Origin of the sequence: Pseudomonas lalucatii, from assembly GCF_018398425.1 — a bacterium.
GTDB classification, from domain to species: domain Bacteria; phylum Pseudomonadota; class Gammaproteobacteria; order Pseudomonadales; family Pseudomonadaceae; genus Aquipseudomonas; species Aquipseudomonas lalucatii.
Genome location: NZ_JADPMV010000001.1, coordinates 2633553 through 2658542, shown reverse-complemented (window position 1 = coordinate 2658542; position 24990 = coordinate 2633553). Strand labels below are relative to the sequence as shown.

The 24990-nt window shown below is 68.2% G+C and carries 26 protein-coding genes and 2 pseudogenes; 8 read left to right on the top strand and 20 right to left on the bottom strand.

Annotated features, from left to right (window positions below):
- Nucleotides 1-28: 28 nt before the first annotated feature.
- Nucleotides 29-1474, bottom strand: a complete 1446-nt coding sequence (gene cls, locus I0D00_RS12170; RefSeq protein WP_213639981.1) for a cardiolipin synthase — start codon at nt 1472-1474, stop codon at nt 29-31.
- 246 nt (nt 1475-1720) lie between these two features.
- Between cls and I0D00_RS12165 the strand changes: the two genes are divergently transcribed.
- Nucleotides 1721-3379, top strand: a complete 1659-nt coding sequence (locus I0D00_RS12165) for a BCCT family transporter (protein ID WP_213639980.1) — start codon at nt 1721-1723, stop codon at nt 3377-3379.
- 60 nt (nt 3380-3439) lie between these two features.
- On the opposite strand, the gene I0D00_RS12160 is transcribed toward I0D00_RS12165, so the two are convergent.
- From I0D00_RS12160 to folE2, 10 genes and pseudogenes are all read right to left on the bottom strand, one after another.
- On the bottom strand, nt 3440-4177 hold the full coding sequence (locus tag I0D00_RS12160; RefSeq protein ID WP_213639979.1) for a 3'-5' exonuclease: 738 nt from the start codon (nt 4175-4177) through the stop codon (nt 3440-3442).
- Nucleotides 4174-6072, bottom strand: coding sequence for a DUF294 nucleotidyltransferase-like domain-containing protein (locus I0D00_RS12155; protein ID WP_213639978.1), 1899 nt, complete (start codon nt 6070-6072; stop codon nt 4174-4176). The genes I0D00_RS12160 and I0D00_RS12155 overlap by 4 nt, the downstream gene beginning before the upstream one ends.
- 144 nt (nt 6073-6216) lie before the next feature.
- Nucleotides 6217-6545: pseudogene (locus I0D00_RS12150) on the bottom strand (ribonucleotide reductase subunit alpha); the annotation flags it as partial.
- Nucleotides 6546-7031: an NAD-dependent epimerase/dehydratase family protein gene (locus I0D00_RS12145; RefSeq protein WP_213639976.1), complete on the bottom strand. Its 486-nt coding sequence runs from the start codon at nt 7029-7031 to the stop codon at nt 6546-6548.
- 92 nt (nt 7032-7123) lie between these two features.
- Nucleotides 7124-7249, bottom strand: a complete 126-nt coding sequence (locus tag I0D00_RS21670) for a hypothetical protein (protein ID WP_274611271.1) — start codon at nt 7247-7249, stop codon at nt 7124-7126.
- Between the two features lie 30 nt (nt 7250-7279).
- Nucleotides 7280-7483, bottom strand: coding sequence for a MerR family transcriptional regulator (locus tag I0D00_RS21525; RefSeq protein ID WP_246533207.1), 204 nt, complete (start codon nt 7481-7483; stop codon nt 7280-7282).
- 84 nt (nt 7484-7567) lie between these two features.
- Nucleotides 7568-8440, bottom strand: a complete 873-nt coding sequence (locus I0D00_RS12135) for a metal ABC transporter substrate-binding protein (protein WP_213639975.1) — start codon at nt 8438-8440, stop codon at nt 7568-7570.
- A 10-nt stretch (nt 8441-8450) separates the two neighbouring features.
- Entirely contained in the window at nt 8451-9266 is an 816-nt protein-coding gene (locus tag I0D00_RS12130) for a metal ABC transporter permease (RefSeq protein ID WP_213640279.1), read from the bottom strand.
- Between the two features lie 40 nt (nt 9267-9306).
- A complete protein-coding gene (locus I0D00_RS12125) occupies nt 9307-9978 on the bottom strand; it encodes a metal ABC transporter ATP-binding protein (protein WP_213639974.1) in 672 nt (223 codons plus the stop codon).
- Nucleotides 9975-10871 carry a GTP cyclohydrolase FolE2 gene (gene folE2, locus I0D00_RS12120; protein WP_213639973.1) on the bottom strand — a complete coding sequence of 299 codons (897 nt, stop codon included), beginning with the start codon at nt 10869-10871 and terminating at the stop codon, nt 9975-9977. The genes I0D00_RS12125 and folE2 overlap by 4 nt, the downstream gene beginning before the upstream one ends.
- Before the next feature lie 91 nt (nt 10872-10962).
- Here folE2 and dksA point away from each other — a divergent pair, with 91 nt between their 5' ends.
- From dksA to I0D00_RS12105, 3 genes are read left to right on the top strand one after another with little or no spacing between them, the layout of a single operon-like run.
- The gene (gene dksA, locus I0D00_RS12115; protein WP_213640278.1) at nt 10963-11373 is read left to right on the top strand and encodes an RNA polymerase-binding protein DksA; all 411 of its coding nucleotides are present in this window, start codon (nt 10963-10965) and stop codon (nt 11371-11373) included.
- A 14-nt stretch (nt 11374-11387) separates the two neighbouring features.
- Complete coding sequence (gene zigA, locus I0D00_RS12110; RefSeq protein WP_213639972.1) at nt 11388-12593, top strand: zinc metallochaperone GTPase ZigA; 1206 nt, start codon at nt 11388-11390, stop codon at nt 12591-12593.
- On the top strand, nt 12593-13234 hold the full coding sequence (locus I0D00_RS12105) for a DUF1826 domain-containing protein (RefSeq protein WP_213639971.1): 642 nt from the start codon (nt 12593-12595) through the stop codon (nt 13232-13234). Before zigA ends, I0D00_RS12105 begins: the two co-directional genes overlap by 1 nt.
- Here I0D00_RS12105 and I0D00_RS12100 read toward each other — a convergent pair.
- Entirely contained in the window at nt 13231-13584 is a 354-nt protein-coding gene (locus tag I0D00_RS12100) for an NADH:ubiquinone oxidoreductase (protein ID WP_213639970.1), read from the bottom strand. The genes I0D00_RS12105 and I0D00_RS12100 overlap by 4 nt on opposite strands.
- Before the next feature lie 104 nt (nt 13585-13688).
- Here I0D00_RS12100 and I0D00_RS12095 point away from each other — a divergent pair.
- The 3 genes and pseudogenes from I0D00_RS12095 (at nt 13689) to blaOXA (ending at nt 16491) form a co-directional block, all read left to right on the top strand.
- Nucleotides 13689-14653, top strand: a pseudogene (locus I0D00_RS12095) (CobW family GTP-binding protein).
- A 98-nt stretch (nt 14654-14751) separates the two neighbouring features.
- Nucleotides 14752-15630, top strand: coding sequence for an alpha/beta fold hydrolase (locus I0D00_RS12090; RefSeq protein ID WP_213639968.1), 879 nt, complete (start codon nt 14752-14754; stop codon nt 15628-15630).
- Nucleotides 15631-15708: 78 nt separating this feature from the next.
- Nucleotides 15709-16491: a class D beta-lactamase gene (blaOXA, locus tag I0D00_RS12085; protein ID WP_213639967.1), complete on the top strand. Its 783-nt coding sequence runs from the start codon at nt 15709-15711 to the stop codon at nt 16489-16491.
- Nucleotides 16492-16528: 37 nt separating this feature from the next.
- On the opposite strand, the gene I0D00_RS12080 is transcribed toward blaOXA, so the two are convergent.
- From I0D00_RS12080 to I0D00_RS12065, 4 genes are all read right to left on the bottom strand, one after another.
- Complete coding sequence (locus I0D00_RS12080; RefSeq protein WP_213639966.1) at nt 16529-16909, bottom strand: DUF3301 domain-containing protein; 381 nt, start codon at nt 16907-16909, stop codon at nt 16529-16531.
- 83 nt (nt 16910-16992) lie between these two features.
- On the bottom strand, nt 16993-17475 hold the full coding sequence (locus I0D00_RS12075) for an acyl-CoA thioesterase (RefSeq protein WP_213639965.1): 483 nt from the start codon (nt 17473-17475) through the stop codon (nt 16993-16995).
- 106 nt (nt 17476-17581) lie between these two features.
- On the bottom strand, nt 17582-18340 hold the full coding sequence (locus I0D00_RS12070) for an SDR family NAD(P)-dependent oxidoreductase (RefSeq protein WP_213639964.1): 759 nt from the start codon (nt 18338-18340) through the stop codon (nt 17582-17584).
- 248 nt (nt 18341-18588) lie between these two features.
- On the bottom strand, nt 18589-18999 hold the full coding sequence (locus I0D00_RS12065; protein WP_213639963.1) for an SMI1/KNR4 family protein: 411 nt from the start codon (nt 18997-18999) through the stop codon (nt 18589-18591).
- 215 nt (nt 19000-19214) lie between these two features.
- Here I0D00_RS12065 and I0D00_RS12060 point away from each other — a divergent pair, with 215 nt between their 5' ends.
- Nucleotides 19215-19685, top strand: coding sequence for an aminoacyl-tRNA deacylase (locus tag I0D00_RS12060; protein ID WP_213639962.1), 471 nt, complete (start codon nt 19215-19217; stop codon nt 19683-19685).
- A gap of 170 nt (nt 19686-19855) precedes the next feature.
- Here the strand turns inward: I0D00_RS12060 and I0D00_RS12055 are convergent, their stop codons facing one another.
- The 4 genes from I0D00_RS12055 to uvrD form a co-directional block, all read right to left on the bottom strand.
- Nucleotides 19856-20695, bottom strand: coding sequence for a Tim44 domain-containing protein (locus I0D00_RS12055; RefSeq protein WP_213639961.1), 840 nt, complete (start codon nt 20693-20695; stop codon nt 19856-19858).
- A gap of 115 nt (nt 20696-20810) precedes the next feature.
- Entirely contained in the window at nt 20811-21389 is a 579-nt protein-coding gene (locus tag I0D00_RS12050; RefSeq protein ID WP_213639960.1) for a TetR/AcrR family transcriptional regulator, read from the bottom strand.
- Nucleotides 21390-21493: 104 nt separating this feature from the next.
- Nucleotides 21494-22588, bottom strand: a complete 1095-nt coding sequence (locus I0D00_RS12045) for a TRAP transporter substrate-binding protein (RefSeq protein WP_213639959.1) — start codon at nt 22586-22588, stop codon at nt 21494-21496.
- A gap of 43 nt (nt 22589-22631) precedes the next feature.
- Nucleotides 22632-24818: a DNA helicase II gene (uvrD, locus tag I0D00_RS12040; RefSeq protein ID WP_213639958.1), complete on the bottom strand. Its 2187-nt coding sequence runs from the start codon at nt 24816-24818 to the stop codon at nt 22632-22634.
- Nucleotides 24819-24990: the final 172 nt, after the last annotated feature.

Here is a 24990-nt window from a genome sequence, read left to right as displayed (position 1 = left end):
CCGGGCCCCGGATTGGTGGCGGCGCGCCTCAGAGTATCGGTGAAATCAGCCGCGCCACGCGCATGGCCAGCTGCTGCAGGCGGCGCACCTTGCGCCGGTCGGCGCTGGCCAGCTCGCGGGAGCGGGCGAAATCGTCCTCGAGCATCTGCTCGACCTGGGTGGCGAATCCGTCGTCGACGGTCAACAGGGTGATCTCGAAGTTCAGGCGGAACGAGCGGTTGTCCAGGTTGGCGCTGCCGATGGCGCAGGCGCCGCGGTCGATCAGCATGACCTTCTGATGCAGGAAGCCCGGCAGGTAGCGGAACACCCGCACCCCGGCGCGCAGCGCCTCGAAGGCGTAGAGGCTGGAGGCGGCGTAGACCACCCGGTGATCGGGCCGCGCCGGCAGCAGGATGCGCACGTCGACGCCGCGCAGCACCGCCAGGCGCAGGGCGCTGAACAGGGCCTCGTCGGGAACGAAGTAGGGGCTGGTGATCCAGATGCGCTCGCGCGCCGCATGGATCGCCTCGACGAACAGCAGCGAACCGGTCTCCTGGGCGTCGGCCGGGCCGCTGGTGATCACCTGGCAGAGCATGCCCGCGCTGGGGTAGGCCGCGGGCAGCAGCAGCGGCGGCATCTGCCGGGTGGCCCAGAACCAGTCCTCGGCGAAGGATTCCTGCAGGCAGGCGACCACCGGGCCGCGCACCTCGACATGGGTGTCGCGCCAGGGCGCCAGGGGTGGTTTCAGCCCCAGGTAGGCATCACCGACGTTGTGCCCGCCGAGAAAGCCGCGCTCGCCGTCGACCACCACTATCTTGCGGTGGTTGCGGAAGTTCAGCTGGAAGCGATTGAGCAGGCCGCCGCGGGTGGGGAAGGCATGGATGTGCACGCCCGCCGTGCGCAGGCCGTCGACATAGGCGCGGGGCAGGGCGTGGCTGCCGATGCCGTCATAGAGGAAATACACCCGCACGCCGGCACGGGCCCGCTCCAGCAGCAGGGCATGCAGGCGCCGGCCCAGGGCGTCGTCGCGGACGATGAAGAACTGCAGCAGGATGACCTGGCGGGCCTCGGCCAGGGCGGCGAAGATCGCCGCGAAGGTCGCCTCGCCGTCGATCAGCAGGCACACCTGGTTGTTCGCCAGGCAGGGCATCTGGCCCAGGCGCGGCAGGGCGCGCAGGCGGCGGAAGGCCTTGGACTCGCTGGCGGCGAGGGCCTCCTCGACCCAGGGGCGCCAGTTCAGCGCGGCCATGGCCCGGTGCATTTCCTGGTCGGCCAGGCGCCGCGCCTTGATATAGGCGTCGAAGCGGCTGCGGCCGAATACCAGATAGGGCAGCAGGGTCAGGTAGGGCATGAAGAACAGCGACACCGCCCAGGCGATGGCGCCCTGGGCGGTGCGCACGGTGAGCACCGCATGGATGGCCGCCAGCACGCCGAGGGCGTGGATCGCGGCGATCAGGTAGGTGAACAGGTGGGGGACGCCGAAGTCCGTGAACATGCGCATTCCTGTGATGCAGAAGCCGGCTCGCAGTCGGCCAGGACAGAGCTGCAGTGTGGCACCAACCGGGGGCGCCGCGGCAAGAGCTGACGTTCTCGCTATGCAGGGTGCCGCGCTCGGACCGGCAGGTTCTCGACTGTGCTGTTACGCTTAACATTCAACCGGCAGAGAATCGGTTGTTATGAGGACGGCGTAGAGCACGGTTTTATGCCTGTCTGCACGACACACGCGAAAAGGAGCACTCACATGGGTAAAGATCCTGCGCAGGGCACCGCCCCGCCAGCGGAAAGCCTGGATAGCATCCCGGCCCCGACCGGGGCGGCGAATCTGATCGACACCGACTACGTCATCGGCCAGGACAACATCAAGGGACGTTTCCTCTTCAACCTGGACATCCACGGCAAGGTGTTCACCATCTCGGCGCTGCTGAGCGTGCTGTTCGTGGTGCTGACCCTGGCCCTGCAGAGCGAGGTCGAGCCGCTGTTCACCGCCTTGCGCAACTGGCTGACCAGCAACCTGGCCTGGTTCTTCCTCGGCTCGGCGAACATCTTCGTGCTGCTGTGCGTCGGCCTGATCCTCTCGCCGCTGGGGCGGGTGCGCATCGGCGGCAAGGAAGCCACCCCGGACTACTCCTACAGCGGCTGGTTCGCCATGCTGTTCGCTGCCGGCATGGGCATCGGCCTGATGTTCTATGGCGTGGCCGAGCCGATGTCGCACTACTCCTCGGCCCTGGGCGGTACCAGTGTCGAGAACGGCGTGCGCACCGACTGGGCGCCCCTGGGCGCCGCCGCCGGCGATGCCGAGGCGGCCGCCAGCCTGAGCATGGCCGCCACCATCTTCCACTGGGGCCTGCACCCCTGGGCGATCTACGCCATCGTCGCCCTGTCCCTGGCGCTGTTCTCCTTCAACAAGGGCCTGCCGCTGAGCATCCGCTCGATCTTCTATCCGCTGCTCGGTGAGCGGGTCTGGGGCTGGCCGGGGCACATCATCGACATCCTGGCGGTGCTCGCCACCCTGTTCGGCCTGGCCACCTCCCTCGGCATCGGCGCGCAGCAGGCATCGGCCGGGCTGGAGTATCTGTTCGGCATCGAGTCCAACGACACCAGCATGGTGTTGCTGGTGGTGGGCATCACCGCGATCGCCCTGCTGTCGGTGATGGCCGGCCTGGACAAGGGGGTCAAGCGCCTGTCGGAAATCAACATGGTGCTGGCGGCGCTGCTGCTGGTGTTCATCATCGCGGTCGGCCCGACCCTGGCGATCATCACCGGCTTCTTCAGCAACCTGGGCAGCTACCTGGTCAACCTGCCGGCGCTGTCCAACCCGATCGGCCGCGAAGACGCCAACTTCAGCCAGGGCTGGACCGCCTTCTACTGGGCCTGGTGGATCAGCTGGTCGCCGTTCGTCGGCATGTTCATCGCCCGGGTCAGCCGCGGCCGCAGCGTGCGCGAGTTCCTCATCGCGGTATTGCTGGTGCCCTCGCTGGTGTCGGTGCTGTGGATGACCGCCTTCGGCGGCACGGCGCTGAGCCAGCTGCTCGGTGACGGCTTCACCGGGGTGCAGGATGCCGCCCTGGAGCTGAAGATGTTCGCCATGTTCGGCGAGCTGCCGCTGACCGAGATCAGCTCCTTCGTCGGTATCGTCCTGGTGATAGTGTTCTTCGTCACCTCGTCGGACTCCGGCTCCCTGGTGATCGACACCATCACCGCTGGCGGCAAGGTCAACGCGCCGGTGCCGCAGCGCGCGTTCTGGGCGATTCTGGAAGGCGTGGTGGCCATTGCCCTGCTGCTCGGCGGCGGCCTGGTGGCCCTGCAGGCGATGGCGGTGTCCGCCGGCTTCCCCTTCACCATCGTGCTGTTGGTCGGCTGTATTTCCATCGTCAAGGGGCTGATGTCGGAACCGCGCTAAGCGCGCTGCCGCCCCGGCCCTCAGGTAAGCAAGGCGTGCCCGTTCGCGGGCACGCCTTTTTTATTGCCAGAGTTCGCCGACGGCGATCTGCGCCGCGTCGAGGCGGGCCACCTGGGCCTGCAGCAGTTCGGCGGTGGCCAGGGCATCGGTCAGGGCATGGTGCGCCTGGTACAGCGGCAGGCCGTAGCGCAGGCGGCTGTCGGCCAGGCGGATGGACAGGGGTTTGCGGCCCAGCAGCCGGTCCAGCCAGCCCGGCCTGTGCTTGCCCCGGTGCAGGCGCGCCTCCAGCTGCATGGTGTCGATCAGCGGGAAGTGCAGGCCCTCGCCGACCAGCTGGCGCATGGCCTGGTCGAGAAAGCCGCGTTCGATGCGCCGGTAGTGCACCACCACCACCTTGCCGGCCATGGCGGCCAGCAGCTCGTCGAGCACGTTGGCCAGCGGCGGCGCATCGCGGATGTCCGAGTGGGTGATGTGGTGGAAGGTCACCGACTGGCTGCTCAGCTCGCACACCGGCTTGACCACCCAGTACTTGGCCGCGCCACAGCGGATGCGCTGCAGGTCGAAGGGCACCAGGCCGAGGCTGACGATCGAGTCGCGCTGGCTGTCCAGGCCGGTGGTCTCCACGTCGAGGGCCAGCAGGGGGACCTGCTCCAGCGGCGTATCGGCGCTCACCGTGCCGGCCCGATAGAAGCGCGCCAGGCGCTCGTCACGGGCCTTTCCCGCCAGTTCGCCGAGTAGTTGCGGCCAGTCCGGGGCGGGCGCTTGCCCGCTGCGCGGCAGGGTCCCGGGCGGGCTCATGTCGGCAGGCCCTGCTGCTGCCCGGGATAGCGGAAGCGCAGGAACTTCTGCGCATTGCTCAGCACCTGGAAGGCCGACTTGAGGTCATGCCGGTCGCTGGCGGAGATCTTCTCCGGCTCGATGTAGTTGTCCGGGTCGCGGCCTTCCTGCAGGTCCATGGCCTGGTGGCGAATGCGCACGATGGAGAGGAACTCCAGGGCATGGCGCAGCTGGCTGATGGCCTCCTCGGTCAGCAGCTTGGTCTCGCCGATGGCGTCCAGGCGCTCCAGGGAGTTCTGCGCCTTGGAGCCACAGGCCAGCGCGTGCACGCGGATCAGGTCGGTCAGCGGCGCGGTGCCGCGGCCCTTGAGGTTGATGATGTTGTTCTGCTGGCCGTCCTTCTCCATCACGAAGGTGCGGAAGAAACCCAGCGGCGGCGTGCGGTTGAGGGCGTTGCGCGCCAGGCTGGCGAGGAACAGCGGGTTGCGGCTGGCCTTCTGCGCCAGCTGTTCCTTGAGGCTCTCGACCAGTCCGGCCTCGCCGTAGACGCTGTCCAGGTCGAAGAAGATGCAGGCGTTGAGCAGGGTCTCCGGGTTGGGCTGCTCGATCCACTGGTTGAAATAACCTTTCCACACCCGCAGCGGCTGGCGCCACTTGGCGTTGGTGGCCATGATCCCGCCCTTGCAGTAGCTGTAGCCGCAGGCCGCCAGGCCGTCGCTGACGAAGGTCGCCAGCCTGAGGAAGTACTCGTCGTGGACCCGCGGGTCGAAGCGGTTGTCCAGCACCAGGGCATTGTCCTGGTCGGTCACTATCAGCTGCTCGTCGCGGGCCATGGAGCCCAGGGCCATGAAGCAGTAGGGCACCGGCGGCGGGCCGAGTTCCTCCTCGGCCAGCTCCAGCAGGCGCTGGGTGAAGCTGCGGCCGATGCCGGACATGGCGCTGCCGATCATGTGGGCGTTGGCTTCCTCGTTGACCATGCGCAGGAAGGTCGCGCGCAGGTCCGGCAGCAGGGCCTGCAGTTCGGCCACCGACTTGCGGTTGAAGATGGTGTTGACCAGGTACAGGCTGCTCTGCGACTCGTACTTGATGATGTCCGAGAGGTTGATCACCCCCACCGGGCGCTGGCGATGCACCACCGGCAGATGGTGGATGTTGTTGCGCAGCATGCACAGCATGGCCTCGAACACCGAGTCCTCGGCCTGGATGGTGATGGGGTTGGGCGACATCACCTGGTCGACCGGGGTGTCGAGGGGCAGGCCCTCGGCGAGCACCCGGATGCGCAGGTCGCGATCGGTGGTGATGCCGGCCATGATCTGGGTCGGCCGGGGGCCGGCGGCGCCGGCCGGGGTCGAGCCGAAGATCACCAGCGAGGACACGCCATGCTCGGTCATCACCCGGGCGGCGTCCTGCACCGAGGTGCCCAGCGGCACGCTGACCGTGCGCCGGGTGATCAGCTTGCGCACCTCGATGCTCATCAGCTCGGTGGCCGTGCCCTGGGGGGCGTCCTTGGACTTCAGGCGCGACACCCCCTCGGCCTCGACGAAGTCGGCGAAATTGTCGTAGGCCTCGCACAGCTGCTCGAACAGGTTGCCGGGAATGAAATAGATCAGGCTGTCTTCGATGGCCTTGGCCGGCAGGCGCACCTTGTGCCCGCGCAGCAGGCCGAACTGGCCGAACACCTCGCCCTCGGCCAGGCGGTTGTAGAGTTCGCCGTTGCGCCGGTAGATCTCCACGGCGCCGCTGCGGATGTAGTGCAGATCCTCGATCGGCTCGCCGTAGCCGAGGATGTCGCTGCCGGCCTTGAAGTAGCCGACCTCCACCTGGCGGGCGATGTCGTCGACGACTTCTTCCGGCAGCGCGTCGAAGGGGGCGTAACGACTCAGGTGGTCGCGTATCTCGATCTGTTCGACCTGCATTCAGGCCTCCTAGCTGCTTGCTGGAGTGTGCTGCATGCAGTGAACCATACCCGGTTCCGGGTCTGTCGCGTCACCCGGGGCGCGACCTGCCACATGCCCGGTCGCGACCGGCAGCCAGGCGTCCGCTCAGGCGCCGGCGGCGGATCAGAAAAAGGTCACCGCCTGGCCCGTGCGATCGAAGGAGAAGAAGTTGCCGATGCTGCCGCTCTCGATGGCGCCGACCATCATCTTCAGCGGCTGCTCGGCGCAATGCCCGCGCGTCCGCCCATGCCTGCGGCGAACACCAGGTCCCAGGCGATTCCGGTATGACTGGATTCGGCCAAGAGTCCGGCGAAGTCGACCAGTTCGCTCGGCAGCTTGTCGACGCAGAGCACCGGCTTGAGCGAGCCGCCCTGCTGCTCGGCATGGCGCTGGCGTTCCTGGTCGGTCGCGTCTTCAGGCAGCTCGGCGGCCACGAACATCAGCAGCAAGCGCTACGGCTCCGGTTGGGCCTGGGCGACTTGCCAGGCCTGTTGTTCGGCGAGGATCTTCGAGCGGTAGTAGGGGTTGCTCAGGTCCTGGTTCCAGGAGTCCTCGTTCAAGGGCTGGCCGTTGTGGCCGACGGCGGCGACCGAACTGACATAGACCACGCGTTTGACGCCCGCCTGCGCCGCGGTTTCCAGCACGATGCGGGTGCCTTCGACATTGGCTCGGACTATTTCCGCTTCCGGGTCCAGCGACCAGTGTTTGAACACCGCTGCGACCTGATAGAGCACCTCGACGCCCTCCAGCGCCTCGAGCATCGCCGCTTTGTCCTCAAGCGCGGCATATACCAGTTCGCAGTCCAGCCCGGCGAATGGCTGAGTATTGTCTAAATCGCGGACTCCGGCCCTAACCCTGTGGCCTTGCGCCAACAGCGCCCGGGTCAGGTTATTGCCCAAATGGCCATTGGCCCCGGTTACCAACGATAAATTGCCCATAGCGATCTCCCTTCTCGGCGACTGGCTGATTTGTCGGGAGACAGGCTAAACCTTGTCCGTGGGGACAGGGTCAAGCTCTCGCTGGTTGAACCTTAATGGGGTGCGAATAGGCGGTTGATCTCCTGCTTGAACTGCAGCAGTTGTTGATCGAGGCGCTGCAAGGCTTCGATTTCGCCCTGCACCTGCTGGCGTTTTTGCTCGATGCCGAGGTTGGCCACCTCGAGGGAGAAGCGCTGGCTGCGCAGTATTTATGTAATCAGCGGGAGTATCTCTGTCAGTTTGAAGCCCACGGCCTGGGCCTGGCGGATCATGCGCACCAGGGTGACATGGTGCTCGTCATAGCAGCGGTAGCTGCCTTGGCGCTGCGGTTCGGGGAGCAGGCCAATCTTTTCGTAATAGCGGATCGTCTTGGGCGTGCAGGCGGTGAGTTTGGCCAGTTGTCCGACGAACATCAGATAAGTCCTGCGCGACGAGAAGGCTGGCAGGTTACCCGGCAGGCGAGGGTAGGTAAATCGGCGACTGGCGGCGGCCGTGACTTATGGCTTGAGCGCAGCCAGCAGGGTATCGAGGTTGTGCTTGAACATGCCCAGGTAGCTGCTGGCCGGACCTTCGCTGGCCAGGGCATCCGAGTAGAGGGTGCCGCCGACCTTGGCGCCGCCTTCCGCGGCGATCTGCTGGATCAGCCGCGGATCGCGGATATTTTCGACGAACACCGCGCGCACGCCATCGGCGCGAATCTGCCGGATCAAGGCGGCCACTTCGGCGGCCGAGGGCTGGTCTTCGCTGGACAGCCCCTGGGGCGCGATAAACTTCAGGCCGTAAGCCTGGCCCAGGTAACCGAAGGCGTCGTGGCTGGTGATGATGCTGCGTTGGGCCTGCGGCAACTGGCCCAGGCCGGTGCGGGCTTCGCTGAGCAGGGCGCGGATCTCGCCCAAGTAGGCATCGCGGCGCGCGGTGTAGTAGGTAGCGTGGGCCGGGTCGGCCTGGCTCAGCGCCTTGGCGATGTTGCTCACATAGATCTCGGCATTGGCCAGGTTCTGCCAGGCGTGCGGGTCGGCAACCTGATGGCCGTCCTCATCGAGCATCAGCGCCAGTACCCCGCTGCTGGCGTCGATGCGCGTGCCGGCGGCATCGCTGCTGGCGATCAGTCGATCCAGCCAGGGCTCGAAGCCCAGGCCGTTGGCGATGATCAGGTCGGCGTCGAGTACGGCCTTGGCGTCCTCGGCGCTCGGCGCATAGACATGGGCGTCGGCATCGGCGCCGACCAGATTGTGCAGCTCTATGCGATCGCCGGCGATCTGTTGGGTAATATCGGCCAAAATGCTGAAGCTGGTAATGACCTGAAGCTTTTCCGCCGCCGCCAACGATAGCGAGGCGAGCAGGGTGAACAGGGCAATCAAGGTGCGCATGGGTGTTTCCTCAGAGTGAAGGTAGAGGCTGGGCGCGCAGCAGGCCGTTGACCGGGCCGAGCACCACTGAAACGGCATAGGCCGACCCGGCCAGCAGGACGATGCACGGCCCGCTGGGCAGGTTGGCGTAATAGGACAGCAGCAGGCCGAGCCAGACGCAGAGCGCGCCGGTGAGCGCGGCGATCAGCAGCAGGCGGGGTAGGTGACGGCTCCAGAAGCGCGCGGCGGCGGCCGGCAACATCATCAGGCCGACCACCATCAGCGCGCCTATGGCCTGGAAACCGATCACCAGATTGAGCACCACCAGGGTCAGGAACAGCCCGTAGGCGATGGACCCGAAGCGGCTGACGCTGCCGAGAAACAGCGGGTCGAGGCTGTCCAGCAGCAACCAGCGATAGATCAATGCCAAACCCAGCAGGCTGGCGAGCGAGACCAGCAGCATGCCGTGGAGCGTGCTCTGGTCGACCGCCAACACCGAGCCGAACAGCAGGTGCAGCAAGTCCAGCTGGCGCCCGGCCAGGCCCAGCAACAGCACGCCGCTGGCCAGGGCAATCGGATAGATGGCCGCCAGGCTGGCGTCTTCGCGCAGGCCGGTGCGCCGGGTGACCCAGGCGGCCAGGCCGGCCATGCCGAGCCCGGCGACCAGGCCGCCGAGGGTCAGCGCCGGTAGGCTCAGACCGAACAGCCAGAAACCCACGGCCGCACCGGGCAGGATGCCGTGGGCGATGGCGTCGCCGATCAGGCTCAGGCGACGCAGGATCAGAAATACGCCCAGGGGGGCCGCGCTCAACGCCAGGGCCAGGCCGCCGAGCAGGGCGCGGCGCATAAAGGCGAACTCGACGAAGGGTGCCCACAGCAGCTCCACCCTAGGCCACCTGTTCCAAGGGCGAGCGCTGGCCGATCAGCTGACGGATAGGCGCGAAGCGGCAGCCGCTGCGCGACAGCTGCAGGGCGTGGTCCAGGCGCTGGCCGAGGCTGGCGAGGTCATGGCTGACCAGCAGCTGGGTGCGGCCCTCGGCTTGCCAGCGGCGGATATGCTGCCAGAGCAGGGTCTGGCCCTGATCGTCCAGGGCCGCTTCGGGTTCGTCGAGCAGCAGTACCTGGGCGTCGGTCAGGCTCAGGCGGGCCAGCAGTGCGCGCTGCAGTTCGCCACCGGAGAGCGCCTGCAGCGAGTGTCGCTGCAAACCGTACAGGCCCCAATCGTCCAGGACCTGGCACAGGCGCGCCTGGCGTTCGCGGCGACTCAGCGGGCTGCGCCAGAAGCCGGCGCTGACCAGGCTGTGCAGGTCGATCGGGAATTGCCGGTCGAGGGCCTGCTGTTGCACCAGATAGGCCACGCCACCCAGGCGCGGCACACCCAGTTCGAGGCGTCCGCGCAGCGGTTGTTGCAGGCCGGCGATTATCTTGAGCAGGCTGCTCTTGCCGCACCCGTTACTGCCGATCAGCCCGCTCAGGCTGCCGCTGGGCAAGTGCAGATCCAGCGGAGGGGTCAGCGGCTGGCCGCTCGGCCCCCATTGCAGGTGCTGGCAGCGGATCATGCCGGGCTCCAGTTCCAGCTGCTGGCGGCCACGGCGTCGTGGGCATGCAGGCTTTCCGCATGCACCACGCGCAGGCTGAAGGCGCTCAACCCTGACTGCAGCAACAGGGCGCTATGCAGGCGCCGTGCGGCATCTTCGCAGAACATCAGGTTCTGCCCGTTGGCCAGGGCGAAGGCCTGCTCGTCGGCGCGCTTGACCGCGGTTTGTACGGCAGTGCCCAGGGCCCGTTCGGCACGGTCGATCAGCTCTATCAGGGGCAGATCATCGGCCTGCGGGCTCAGGCGCACCTGCAGGGTGGCAGTGCTGCGCTGGCTGTGCGGCGTGGCCAGAATGCCCTGGGTGGAGCCGAGCCAGGCCAGCACCTCTTGATGGCTGAGATGCTGATTGGCGAAGTCGTCGCTAAAGCGCTGCTGGATCAGTTGGCGGGCCAGCGCCGCCGAGCAGGGACAGGTCGAGGAATAGTCGAGCTGTACCTGCAGTTCCACGTGGAACCCCCGCGAATCCTGGCGTGCACGCACTTCGAAGGGATAGGCCTTCCAGCCGGCGAGCGGACTGACCAAGGCCGGGCGGTTCAACAGCGCTTCGCCACGCAGGTCGAGATAAGCGCTATTCGACAGTTGTACATGGTTGTCGAGAAACTGCTCCAGCATCTGGCGTAACAGCATAGGGCTGAGGCTTTCAGCCTCCAAGGTCTGTAGCGCCAGATACAGGCGTGACATATGAATGCCGCGCGCGCCACCATCATCCAGGCTGACCCCGGCGTCGGCGCGGGCGTTGATCCGTTGCCCGGCAAACAGCAGCGGCAGGGCGATTGCGCTCATGCCGACCCAGTCCAGGGGTTGTGGGTAGTGAGTCGTTTGGCCGGCAATATCCGGCAGGGTCAGGGCGTTCATCAGAAATCCAGGGTGTGACTGAGGCGATAAGTGTTATGTTATAACAATTAAAACACCGCGCCAGCGAATTCGAACCATGACCTTGACCCTGCTGACCGAAGCCGAACTGCTCGCCCAGCCGCCCGCTGACTATATGAACGACGCCCAGCAGCATTTCTTCCGCGCCTTGCTGCTGAGCCAGCGCGGCGAACTGCAGGCGCGTATCGCCGCGGAGTTCGAGGCCCTGCGCGAGCGCGAAACCAGCAGCGACCCGGCCGATATCGGCAGCGCCGAGGAACAGCGGCAGTGGCAGCTGCGCCAGCTCGAGCGGGAGAAGAAGCTGCTCGACAAGATCGATGAAGCCCTGGCCCGCCTGGCCCGCGGCGAATACGGCTGGTGCCGCGAGACCGGCGAGCCGATTGGCCTCAGGCGCCTGCTGCTGCGGCCCACCGCCAGCCTGTGCATCGAAGCCAAGGAACGCCAGGAACAGCGGGAAAAACACCTGCGCGACCGTGATCAATGATGGAGACCCCTGCAATGACCGAACGACTACCCGTGACCGTGCTATCGGGCTTTCTCGGTGCCGGCAAAAGCACCCTGCTCAATTACGTCCTGAAGAACCGCGAGGGCCTCAGGGTCGCGGTGATCGTCAACGACATGAGCGAGATCAACATCGATGGCCGCGAGGTCCAGCGCGATGTCAGCCTGAACCGCACCGAGGAACGCCTGGTGGAGATGAGCAACGGCTGCATCTGCTGCACCCTGCGCGAAGACCTGCTGGAAGAGGTCGCGCGTCTGGCCCGGGACGGCCGCTTCGACTACCTGCTGATCGAGTCCACCGGCATCAGCGAGCCGCTGCCGGTGGCCGAGACCTTCACCTTCCGCGACGAGCAGGGCCAGAGCTTGGCCGACCTGGCGCGCCTGGACACCCTGGTGACGGTGGTGGACGGGGTCAACTTCCTGCGGGACTTCCACGCCGCCGACAGCCTGGCCAGCCGTGGCGAAACCCTCGGCGAGGAAGACGAGCGCTCGATCACCGACCTGCTGATCGAGCAGGTGGAGTTCGCCGACGTCATCCTGATCAGCAAGACCGACCTGATCTGCAGCGCCGAGCGCGAGGAGCTGAGCGCCATTCTGCGCGGCCTCAATACCGAAGCCGAGATCCTGCCGATGGTCATGGGTCAGGTGCCGTTGGCGAAGGTCCTCGACACCGGGCGCTTCGACTTCGCCCGCGCCGCCCAGGCGCCGGGCTGGCTCAAGGAACTGCGCGGCGAGCATGTGGCGGAGACCGAGGCATACGGCATCGCCTCCGGCGCCTACCAGGCGCGCCGGCCCTTCCACCCCGAGCGCTTCTTCGATTTCCTCGGGCGGGAGTGGAGCAATGGCCGTTTGCTGCGCTCCAAGGGCTACTTCTGGCTGGCCAGCAAGCCGCAGGAGGCCGGCAGCTGGTCGCAGGCCGGCGGCCTGATGCGCCACGGCTACGCCGGGCGCTGGTGGCGCTTCGTGCCCGAGGCGCAGTGGCCGCAGGACGCCGAGAGCCAGGCGACGATCATGGGCAAGTGGCACGCCACGGTCGGCGACTGCCGCCAGGAGCTGGTGTTCATCGGCCAGAACCTCGACTTCGCCCGGCTGCGCCGCGAACTGGACGCTTGCCTGCTGAACGACGCCGAGATGGCCGCCGGCCCGCAGGCCTGGGCGCTGCTGCCCGATCCGTTCGGCCCCTGGGCCGAGGAGGCCGCCTGATGCAGGCCCTGCGGTTGCATGCGGCGCCGCGGCAGGTGCTGAGCGCGCACCACGAGGTGCTGACCGAGGTTCTGCACGAGGGGGTCAACCTGGCCGTCTGGCAGCGTCGCCTGGCGCCGCCGGTAGAGGAATTCGCCCGGCTGCTGCTGGCGCAGCCGCTGGAGGTGAGCGAGTCCCTGCAGATCGAGATCGACGCGGACGAGACGCTGCACATGCCGCCGCTACTGGCGGCCCAGGCCGAGCTGCCGGGGCACGCCGCCTTTGTCGCCGACCTCACCTGGCTGGCACAGGCCTTCGCCTGCCTGCTCGATGCCCGCCGTGTGGGGCTGCGCCTGCGCAGCCTGGCCAAGCCGATGTGCCCACGTTTTCATGTCGACCACGTGCCGCTGCGGCTGATCAGCACCTATGCCGGGGTGGCCAGCGAGTGGCTGCGCGAGGGCGCCATGGAACGCGGGAGCCTGGGCGATCCGCAGGCCGAGCCGGGCGGGAGCGGGCAGGTTCAGCAGCTGCAGGCGGGCTGGGTGGCGCTGGCCAAGGGCGAGAAGTGGTCGGGCAACGAGGGCGGCGGGCTCATCCATCGCTCGCCCGCGCCTCCCGCTGGCGCGCGCCGGCTCCTGCTGACCCTGGACTGGCTGGCCTAGCGGGCCATCCAGACGCCCTGGCTCTGCTGCTCGCAGGCGGGCCTGAGGTAGTTGGCGTCGCTGGCCACGCCGTAGTAGTGGATGTCCTGCTGGTAGGGCGTGCCGCCGACCCTGGCGCTGCGACAGACGCCGAAGGCGCCCGGCGGGCACTGCTCGACGAAGGCCACCTCGACCTTCTGCCCCTTCAGCTGCGGTTGGCAGAAGCCGCTGCGGAACAGGTTCGGCGGGATGCTGCGGTTCTGCTGGCAGACCTTGACGTCCAGGCGCTCGGCCTGGCTGTGAATCACGCAGGCTTCGCCCCAGGCCAGGGAGGACAGGGTGCAGAGAATGAGCGGCGCTAGACGACGCATCGCATGGGCTCCAGATTCGTGTGCCGGCGACTCTAGCATGGGGCCTGTTGCCCGTCAGCGCCCCGGCCCTTCTCCTCGCCGCGGCAAAGCCGCACCATAGGACCATGCTCAACAATATTCCCACCCATCTGATCGGCGGTCCCCTGGGCGCCGGCAAGACCAGCCTGATTCGCCAGTTGCTGGCGCAGCGGCCGGCGCACGAGCGCTGGGCGGTGCTGGTCAACGAGTTCGGCCAGATCGGCCTGGACGCCGCCCTGCTTGCCAGCGATGCCGATGGCGTGGCCCTCGGCGAGGTCGCCGGCGGTTGCCTGTGCTGCGTCAACGGCGTGCCCTTCCAGGTCGGTCTGGGCCGCCTGCTGCGCAAGGCGCGGCCGCAGCGCCTGCTGATCGAGCCCTCCGGCCTCGGCCACCCGCTGCAGCTGCTGGAGCAGCTGCGTCAGCCGCCCTGGGCCGGGGTGCTGGCCGTGCAACCGGCGCCGCTGGTGCTGGACGCCGCGGCCCTGGCGGCCGGCCAGCCGCTGGCGGCCAGCCAGCAGGCGGCGCTGGAGGTGGCCGGCCTGCTGCTGCTGAACAAGGCCGAGGGCCTGGACGCGGCGGCCAGGGCCGGGTCCTCGCCGGCCTGCCGCAGCGACCGCTGCGCTGGACCAGCCAGGCCGCGCTGGCGCTGGCGCAGCTGCCGGGTTATGCCGGCGCGGCGGCGGGGCGCCTCGATCTGTCGGCCCTGCCCGAATCGAGCGCGCCGCCACCGAGCATCCGGCGCACGCCGGAGGAGGCGATCTGCCAGATCCAGGCGCAGGCCGAAGGCTGGAGCATCGGCTGGACCTGGCACCCCAGCCAGCGCTTCGCCCGGCAAGGGGTGCAGCTCTGGCTCGAGAGCCTGGCCTGGCGCCGCGCCAAGCTGGTGCTGCACACCGACGCCGGCTGGCTGGCGGCCAATGCCCTGGACGGTCAGGCCCTGCACTGGCAGGCCAGCGCCTGGCGCCGGGACTCGCGCCTGGAGCTGATCTTCGACGAGGCGCAGGACGGCGCGGCCCTGTCCGCCGCGTTCGGCCGCTGCCGGTTGCCCTGATCGCTCCGTGCCCCCGCGCCGCACGCAGGCAGAACCGCGCGGTCACCGACGCAGGGCTGATAAGCTTGGCTGTCGTCCCCTGATCGTCGAATACCGCCATGCATCTAGAGTCCTGGTCCCACGCCTGTTCCGCCGGCTTCACCCTGCGCGGCTGGCACAGCCCGCCCTCGGGCAAGCCGCTGCTGCACTTCCTGCATGGCAACGGCTATTGCGGACGGGTCTACGAGCCCATGCTGGAGCGCCTGGCGGAGGACTTCGACCTGTGGTTGTGCGACGTCCAGGGGCATGGCGACAGCGATCATGGCGGCCGCTTCCACGGCTGGAACCGCAGCGCCGAACTGGCCCTGGAGGCCTTCGCCCAGGGCCGCGGCGCCTTCGGCGGCGTGCCCGTCCATGCCGCCGGCCACAGCTTCGGCGCCGTGCTCAGCAGCCTGATGCTGGCCCAGCAGCCGCAGCTGTTCCAGCGCGCCGTGCTGCTCGACCCGGTGCTCTTCACCCCGGCGATGATCGGCGTGATGGCGCTGTCCGACGTGGTCGGCCTGAGCCGGCGCAATACCCTGGCGAGCAAGGCGCGCAAGCGCCGCCGGCTGTGGCCGGACCGTCTCGCCGCGCATGCCGCCCTGCATGGCCGGGGCATGTTCCGTGGCTGGACCGAGGCGGCGTTCGAGGCCTATATCAACCATGCGTTGAGGGACACCGAACAGGGCGTCGAGCTGAAGTGCCGGCCGAGCCGCGAGGCGGACATCTTCGCCTCCTTCCCCAAGCGCCTGTGGCCGTCCCTGGCCAAGGTGCAGACACCGACCCAGGTGCTCTACGGCCAGGCCAGCTACCCCTTCGTCGCCAAGTCGGTGGCGCGCTGGTGCGCCGGCAATCCCCATGTGCATGCCCAGGTGGTCCCGGGCGGGCACTGCTTCATGCAGGAGCAGCCGGACGCCGCCGCCGAGCGGGTGCGGGCGTTCCTCCGGCCCGCCGGCTGAGGCGATGCGCCGCTCGCCCGCGGAACTGTTCCGGGGGCGGCGCGGTCTAGGCTGCGAGCTCAATCATAGGGAATGATCATGCAACGCATGCTATGCGGCGTCCTGCTGGTGCTGGTTGGCCACGCCCAGGCCCTGGACTGGCAGGACAGTCCGGCCGTGTCTCGGGCGTTCGCCCAGGCCGGGGCGACGGGCACCTTCGTCCTCCACGAGGTCGGCAGCGACCGGCTGCAGGGCCACAACCGGCGGCGCGCGGCAACCCGCTACAGCCCGGCCTCCACCTTCAAGATCGCCAACAGCCTGATCGGCCTGGCGACGGGGGCGGTCGCCAGCGTCGACGAGGTGTTCCCCTACGACGGCCAGCCGCAGTTCCTCAAGAGCTGGGAGCGCGACATGGGCCTGCGCGAGGCGATCAGGGTGTCCAACCTGTCCGCCTACCAGATGCTGGCGCGGCGCATCGGCCTGCCGCGCATGCGCCGCCAGGTGGCGGCCCTGGTCTATGGCAACGGCGAGGTCGGCACTGCAGTCGACAGGTTCTGGCTGGACGGGCCGCTGGCGATCAGCGCGGTGGAGCAGGCCGAGTTCCTCGCCCGCCTGAGCCAGGACCGACTGCCCCTGGCGCCGGCCATCCAGGCCAAGGTGCGGGAGATCAGCCTGCTCGAGCAGGGGCCGGGCTGGCGCCTGTATGGCAAGACCGGCTGGGCGACGTCCGTCGAGCCGGCCATCGGCTGGTGGGTGGGCTGGCTGGAACAGGACGGCAAGGGCTACAGCTTCGCGCTGAACATGGACATCCACGGCCCGGCCGAGCTGCCCCGGCGCATGGCCCTGGGCAAGGCCAGCCTGCGCGCCCTGGGGCTGCTGTAGATTGTTCCCGCTGGCCGTGGCGCCGGGCCGGGCCTGGCTACTGCTCGCGTTCGCGGCGCCAGCGCTCCAGCTCGATGACCCGGGGATTGTCCGCCGGCGGCGCATTGAAGGGGTGCGGCGCCAGTTCGATGCGGCCCAGCTGCTGGCCGAACATGACGATGCTGCCGGCATGGCGCTGCTCGCCGGTGACGGTGAACTCGAAGCCGTAGACCCGGGCCAGACGCTTGCGCCCGCGGGCATCGGCCAGCAGGGCGATCCGCCGCAGGGCGACGTTGCCGTCGAGCAACTCGACATCGGCCCTGGCGCAATGCTGCTTGACCAGGGCCAGGGCGCGTTCGCGCAGGCCGTGGGCGTGCCACAGCCAGGCGCCGGCGGTGGCCAGCAGCATCAGGACGAAAATATTGCCGAGGGTCAGCATGGGCGGCTCCAGGCGGCCAGGGGCGTTGGCCGGGGTCTACCCGCATTTTGCCAGCCGCCGCGGGCGCTGTCGCGCCCGGGACCTCAGTCCTCGTCCTTGAGCTGCTGGTAGCGCTGCTCCAGTTCCTGGCGGATGGCCCGGCGCTGCTGGCCCTGGGCGAAGCGCCGCTGTTCCTCCGAGCCCTGGGGCTGGCGCGGCGGCACCGGGGTGGGCTTGCCCTGCTCGTCGACGGCGACCATGGTGAAGAAGCAGCTGTTGGTGTGGCGCACCGAGCGCTGGCGGATATTCTCGGTGACCACCTTGATGCCGATTTCCATGGAGCTGCGCCCGGTGTAGTTGACCGAGGCGAGGAAGGTCACCAGCTCGCCGACGTGGATCGGCTCGCGGAAGGTCACCTGGTCCACCGACAGGGTCACCACGTAGCAGCCGGCGTAGCGGCTGGCGCAGGCATAGGCGACCTCGTCGAGGTACTTGAGCAGGGTGCCGCCGTGGACGTTGCCGGAGAAGTTGGCCATATCCGGGGTCATCAACACGGTCATCGACAGTTGGGCGTTTCCGGCTTCCATGGGGCTCTCTTGCAGTTGAGGGACGGCGCGGGGCGCGCCGGCGCCCTGTCTATCAGAACGACCCAGGGCCGGCGCGGGTCACGCTGCCGCGCGCCAGCGGGCCGGCCTAGCGCCCCGCCGAGAGGCCGAAGTCGATCGCCAGGTCGGCGCCGGTGATGGCCTCGGCGTGGGGCTGGCACAGGTACCAGACCATCTCGGCCACCTCCTCGGGGCGCAGGAAGCGCGCGCCGCGGCCCTGCGGGTAGAGGCTGAGCAGCTCGCGCTTGTAGGCCGTGGGGTTGCCCTTGCCGTAGCGCTCGGCCTGGTAGTCGAGCATCGGCGTGGCGATGTCGCCGGGGGATAGCGCGTTGACCCGCACCCCGTGCTCCGCCAGTTCCAGGGCCAGGGTCTTGCTCAGCATCACCAGCGCCGCCTTGCTCGCACAGTAGGCGGCCGAGCCGCGATAGGCCTGGCGTCCGGCATCGCTGGCGATGTTGACGATGCTGCCGCGGAATTCCTTGAGGTGGGGGATGGCCGCCTGGCTGAGGTAGAAGGCGGCCTTCAGGTTGACCCCCATGACCAGGTCGAAGTCCTCCTCGGCGAACTGCTCCACCGCGCCCTCGCGCCAGACCCCGGCGGCATTGACCACGGCGTCCAGGCGGCCGGTGCTGGCCATGACCTTGGCGATCAGCTCATGGCAGTTGCCGGCGCTGCGCAGGTCGGCGGTGCAGCTGAAGTCCAGCGGCACCTGGCCGTTGAGTGCATGCAGGCCGCCCTTGTCGACATCGGTGGCGGTGACTCGCCAGTGGCTCTGGGAGAAGCGCTTGGCGATGGCGCGGCCGAGGCCGCCGGCGGCGCCGGTGATGAGGATAACGGGCGTGCTCATGGGGAGGTCCTCCAGGGGCGATGGTCAGTCCAGTGTAGGCAAGGACGATGGCTGTGCTCTGCGTGGGGAGCGGCTTCGATCCCTGCGCAGACGGGCAGTCGGCGGTTGGCGCCGAGGCGGCCCCCGGCGGGTGAGCGTCAATTATTATCGAGCGGTTCGTTCGATTTGTTGCACATCATCCGCGGCCGCTCGCCCGGGTGTCAAGCAGGGCGAACCCCCCCGCGCTCGACGCGGGCGCAGGGGGCCGCTCAGCTCTCCAGCCAGACGTCGCGCACCCAGTGCCACACCGTTTCCCAGCTCTCGTCCTCATTGATCTCGCCGCTATCGGCTTCCCACAGCAGCACGGTGCCGTCTTCTTCCACCACGTAGTAATTGCCGTGGTCTTCACACAGCGGGACATACTCACGCGGCACGCCGAGCGACCAGGCCAGCGAGGCGACTTCCGGCAGGTAGGTGTGGGACTGCGGGTCTGCGGCGGTCACCGGCTCCAGGCGGCCGTACACCACGTCGCTGACGGTCAGCAGAAACTCGCGCAGTGCATAGGGCAGATGGATGAGGATCTGCTCCTGGATCTCCACCAGGGTCTCCTCGTCCGGCAGTTCCAGGGGCACCGGCACCGGCTCGTTCAGTTCGCGCAGCTGTTCTATGACTTCTTCCATGGCAACGGGCTCTCGTGCGTTGAAACGGGCTTTATACAGCAGCCGCGGCGGCAGGAAAAAGCCTGCCGTGTCCGGTGGGTTAGGCCGGGAACTGCTTTCACGCCGCTCGGCTAGTCGCAAGTGTTTCTGCCCGGCCCGAGCCCCGGGACTAGAATTCAAGCAGGGGTCGGTGTCTGGTTTGCAGCCCAGCCAGTGGGCGCGAGAGGAGGTTCATCATGCATATGGCAGCAACCTTACAGCGCAGCCTGGAGCGTGCGCAGTGTCAGTTCGATGTCGTGCCGCACCCGCATTCGGCGAGCAGCCTGGAGTCGGCGCGGGTCGCCAGCGTGCCGGCCGAGCGCTTGGCCAAGCCGGTGATCCTCGATGACCGCAAGGGCCACTACCTGATGGCCGTGGTGCCGGCCAACCGCCACCTGGACATGAGCATGGTCTGCAAGGGTGACGAGCTGTGGCACCTGAGCACCGAGTCGGACATCGCCAGTCTGTTCAAGGACTGCGAGCTCGGTGCCGTGCCGGCGGTCGGCGAGCCCTACGGGATGAACATGCGGGTCGACCCGCTGCTCACCCGCCAGCAGGACATCTACTTCGAGGCCGGCGATCACGAGAGCCTGGTGCACATGAGCACCGAGCAGTTCCTGAAGCTGGTGCCCCGTGCCGAAGTCCGCGAGCTGTGCCCGCAAACCTGAGAGGGTGCGGCCGCCGCTCTACTACCGGCGCCGCTCCATCGCCTGTCGCCAGCGTCACGGCAGCGGCAAGCAAGGCAAGGCACGGCGCTGAAGGCGGCTCGCCCCGCGCTGGTGCGCACGCATAAAAAACCCCAGGCAAGCCTGGGGTTCGCTGTGTGCGGGAGAACCGATCAGTTCTGGCGGATGCCCGCCACCAGCCAGGGCTGGTTGTCGCCGACCGCCCGCTCCAGGCGCCAGCTTTCGCTGAAGGCCTCGCCCTGGTCGAAGCGCGAGGTCTTCGACAGGCCGCTGAAGGTCAGGGTGGCCACGGTCTTGTCGCTCATGTCGTCGACGCCGTCCAGCTGTACTTCGAGGTTGTCGATGTAGGTGGACTGGAAGCCGTCGCCCAGTTCGGCGCGCTCGCGCTTGAGGAACTCCAGCAGCTGCGGGGTGACGAACTCGGCGATCTGCTCCATCTCGCCAGCATCCCAGTGCTGCTGCAGGCTGAGGAAGTGCTCGCGGCCGGCGGCGACGAAGCTCTGCTCGTTGAACCAGGCCGGGGCGTTGATCACCGGCTTGATCGCGGCGCTGGCGCCGCTGCCGAACACCGGCGTGGCGGCAGTCGGCATTTCCCGCTGGTAGGGCGCGCCACCGGCCATGGCCGGCTGGCTCTTGCGCCGCGCGGCGAGGAAGCGGAACAGCAGGAAGGCGATCAGGCCGAAGATCAGCATGTCCATGATCTGCAGGCCTTCGAAGCCGTCACCCATGAACATCGAGGCGAGCAGGCCACCGGCGGCCAGGCCGGCCAGGGGGCCGAGCCAGCGCGAGGCGCCGCTGGCCGCGGCGGGCTGACGACCGGCGGTCGGCGCGGTGGCTGCTGGCTGGCTCTGCGGTGCAGTCTGGCGGGTCTGGTGGCTCGGCGCGGAGCCGAAGGACTTGCCGCCGCCCAGGCGTTTGGCTTCGGCTTCGAAACTCATGGTAAGGCCCAGGCTCAGGCACATGGCCAGGGCGATGCTGAGAAAACGCTGCATGTTCGGTCGGTCTCTTGTGGGTTGGAACTCTGCACGGCATCTTGCATGGCCGGGGTGACGAACGCCAGCGCAGAGTGTTTCGGGTTTTTGCTTGTATAAGGGCGCCGCAGCCTGCCTAGGGCCGCAGCAGCATCAGCAGTGGAGCGCAGCGCAGTTGCCGGCGCAGGAAGGCGCGGCACTCGGCGGCGTCTTCCTCGGGGTGGCGCAGCCAGTGGAGCACGGTGCGCAGGTAGGCGCCGCTGAGCAGGCTCTCCTCGGCGATCCGGTGCAGGTGAATGGACTGGCGCTGCGCCGCCTCGCGCCACCACTGCACGGTGCGGCTGACGCGCAACAGGCCGAGCACCTGCAGGTGGATGTGCCCGGGCTCGAGCTTGTACAGCAGCATCTGCCCGGTCACGGCGCGGTGCGCGGCCAGGCAGTCGAGCCAGGCGATCAGCAGTTCTTCCAGGCGCTTGGCCGGCTCCAGGGGGATCAGGTCGGCGGCTTTCGCCCGGCTCAGCAGGGCCTGGTCGGCCCGGTCGAACCAGGCCTCCACCAGCTGATCCTTGTCGCGGTAGTGGGCGGCGATGGCCTCCAGGCCGACCCCCAGTTGCGCCGCCACATCGAACAGGTGCAGGCGCTCCCAGCCGCAGACGTCGGCCAGTTCGAGCGCGGTGTCGAGGATCTTCGGCGCGGTGGTGCTGGGTTTCTTCATCGGCTCACCTCGCCATCGAGTATGGGCCGGCTGTGTCGCGGGGGCGGGCTGAAACGACAAACGGAGCCCGAAGGCTCCGTGTGCAGGGTGCGGCCGGCGGGGGCTCAACGCCAGTTGTACAGCTCCTGCTCGGACAGCTGGTGCATCTGGCTGACCTGGGCCTGGAAGGCCTTCATCGAGGCCCAGATGCGGCCGTTCAGCTCGCTCTGCGCGGCCAGCTCGCCGAGCACCGCCTCGGCCTGGTACTGCATGGCCGCCAGCACCTCGTCGGGGAAGCGCTTGAGCAGGGTGCCCTGCTGCTTGAGCTGATCCAGGGCCAGGGCGTTGTGGTAGACGTAGTCGTCCAGCATGTCCTGGTTGGCCGCCCGGGCCGCCTCGGTGAGGATCGCCTGCAGGTCGGCCGGCAGGCCGTCGAGGGCCTTCTGGTTGATCAGCAGTTCGAGTACCGCCTGGGGCTCCTGCCAGCCGGGGTAGTAGTAGAACTTGGCCGCCTTGTGCAGGCCGAAGGCCAGGTCGTTGTAAGGACTGACCCAGTCGGTGGCGTCGATCGCATTGGTCTGCAGGGCGGTGAAGATCTCGCCGCCGGGCAGGTTCACGGTGGTCGCGCCGAGGCGGCCGAGGACCTCGCCGCCCAGGCCCGGCATGCGGATCTTCAGGCCCTTGAGGTCGTCCAGGGAGCTGATCTCCTTGTTGTACCAGCCGCCCATCTGCATGCCGGTGTTGCCCACCGCCAGGGGTTTCACGCCGTGGGGGGCATAGGCCTCGTCCCACAGCGCCTGGCCGCCGCCCTTGCTCAGCCAGGCGTTCATCTCGCTGGTGGACAGGCCGAAGGGCACCGCGGTGAAGAACTGCGCGGCCGGCACCTTGCCCTTCCAGTAGTAGGCGGCGCCGTGGCCCAGTTCGGCGGTGCCGCGCGACACCGCGTCGAACACCTCCAGCGGCGGCACCAGTTCGCCGCCGGCGTAGACCTTGATGCTCAGGCGGCCGCCGCTCATGGTCGCCACGCGCTCGGCCAGGCGCTCGGCGGCGGTGCCCAGGCCGGGGAAATTCTTCGGCCAGGCGGTGACCATCTTCCATTCGAAACGCTGCACCGGCTCGGCCGCGGCCTGCTCCGTGCTGGCTTGTTCATCCTTGCAGCCGGCCAGGCCGATGGCGGCCAGCAGGGCCGCGGCGGTGCCGAACAGGAAACGGCGGTTCATCGAGAATCTCCCCAATTGCGCAGTGGTGTGGTTGTTGGTCTTGTCAGAGCGCTTGCAGCTTGGCGTAGCTGAGCATCAGCCACTTGCTGCCTTCGTTCTCGAAGTTCACCTGGACCCGCGCCTGGGCGCCGGCACCCTCGAAGTTGAGGATGGTGCCTTCGCCGAACAGCGCATGCTGCACCCGCTGGCCGAGGCTGAAGGCGGTATCCGGTACGGCACTGCCGGCGAACATGCTGGCGCCGGTGCCGCGGCCCGCCGCCGCGAACGGCCGGCTGACGCTGCCCGACAGGCGCACTTCCTGGATCAGTTGCGGTGGAACTTCGCGGACGAAGCGCGACACCTTGTTGTAGGTCTCGCTGCCGTACAGGCGGCGGGTCTCGGCGTAGGTGATGATCAGCTTGTGCATGGCGCGGGTGATGCCGACGTAGGCCAGGCGGCGCTCTTCTTCCAGGCGGCCGGGTTCCTCCAGGCTCATCTTGTGCGGGAACAGGCCTTCTTCCATGCCCACCAGGAACACCTGGGGGAACTCCAGGCCCTTGGCGCTGTGCAGGGTCATCAGCTGCACGCTGTCTTCGTTCTCCGCGGCCTGGGTGTCGCCGGCCTCCAGCGAGGCGTGGCTGAGGAAGGCCTGCAGCGGGGTCAGCTCGTCGTCTTCGGCGTTCTCGAAGGCGCGCGCGGCGCTGACCAGTTCCTCCAGGTTCTCGATGCGCGCCTGGGCCTTCTCGCCCTTTTCCGCCTTGTGGTAGGCGATCAGCCCGCTCTGCTCGATCACGGTCTGGGTCATCAGGTGCAGCGGCATGCTCAGCACCTTGGCGGCGAGGTTGTCGAGCAGCTCGACGAAACCCGCCAGGGCGCCGGCGGCGCGGCCGGGCAGGGCCTTGTTCGCCAGCATCAGACGCACCGCCTCCCACATCGACAGGTCGTGGCCGCGGGCGTACTCGCGGATCGCCTCGACGGTCTTCTCGCCGATGCCGCGCGCCGGCACGTTGACGATGCGCTCCAGCGCCGCGTCGTTGCCGCGGCCGTCGAGCAGGCGCAGGTAGGCCATGGCGTTCTTAATCTCGGCGCGCTCGAAGAAGCGCTGGCCGCCGTAGATGCGGTAGGGGATCTTCTCGCGCAGCAGGGCCTCTTCCAGCACCCGCGACTGGGCGTTGGAGCGGTAGAGGATGGCGATCTCGCTGCGCTTGAGACCCTCCTTGCGCAGGGCGTCCTCGATCGACTCGACCACGTAGCGCGCCTCGTCGTGTTCGTTGAACGCCGAATACAGGCTGATCGGCTCGCCGTCGCCGCCTTCGGTCCACAGCTCCTTGCCCAGGCGCCCCTGGTTGTTGGCGATCAGCGCGTTGGCGGCCTTGAGGATGCCGGCGCTGGAGCGGTAGTTCTGCTCCAGGCGGATCACCTCGGCGTCCTTGAAGTCGTCGGAGAACTGCTGGATGTTCTCGATCCGCGCGCCGCGCCAGCCGTAGATCGACTGGTCGTCGTCGCCCACCACCATCAGGCTGTCGCCGCCCTTGGCGAGCATCCGCAACCAGGCGTACTGCACGGCGTTGGTGTCCTGGAACTCGTCGACCAGGACGTGGCGGAAACGCCGCTGGTAGTGCTCGAGCAGGCCGGGTTGGTCGCGCCACAGGTCCAGGGCGCGCAGCAGCAGTTCGGAGAAGTCGATGACCCCGGCGCGGGCGCAGGCCGCCTCGTAGGCCTCGTAGATCTTCAGCATGGTGGCCAGGAACAGGTCGCCGCCGGGTTGGATGTGCTGGGGCCGCAGGCCCTCGTCCTTCTGCCCGTTGATGAACCACTGCGCCTGCTTGGCCGGCCAGCGCTGCTCGTCCAGGCCCAGCTCGCGGATCACCCGCTTGACCAGGCGCTGCTGGTCGTCGGAATCGAGGATCTGGAAGTTCTCGGCCAGCCCCGCCTCCTGCCAGTGGGCGCGCAGCAGGCGGTGGGCCAGGCCGTGGAAGGTGCCGACCCACATGCCGGCCGGATTCATGCCGAGCATCTGTTCGATGCGCGCGCGCATCTCGGCGGCGGCCTTGTTGGTGAAGGTCACCGAGAGGATGCTGTGGGGCGAGGCGTTCACCACCTGGATCAGCCAGGCGATGCGATGCACCAGCACCCGGGTCTTGCCGGAGCCGGCGCCGGCCAGCACCAGTTGCCGGCCCAGGCCGGCGGCTACGGCCTGGCGTTGGGCATCGTTGAGGGAGTTGAGCAGAAGGGAGAGATCGTCGCGCATCGCGGCATTCTAGGGGGCGGGGGCCGGCAGGGCAAACCGCCGCGGCCGGTGCGCGGCAATCGACGACCGGCGGGTCAGCCTGGCGGCGCCCGGTCGCGCGCTCGAGGCCACACGCAGGCTCTGCGGTGGGCGTCGGGAAATGCGTGCAAGCTCCTTGGGCGAGGCGTCTGGC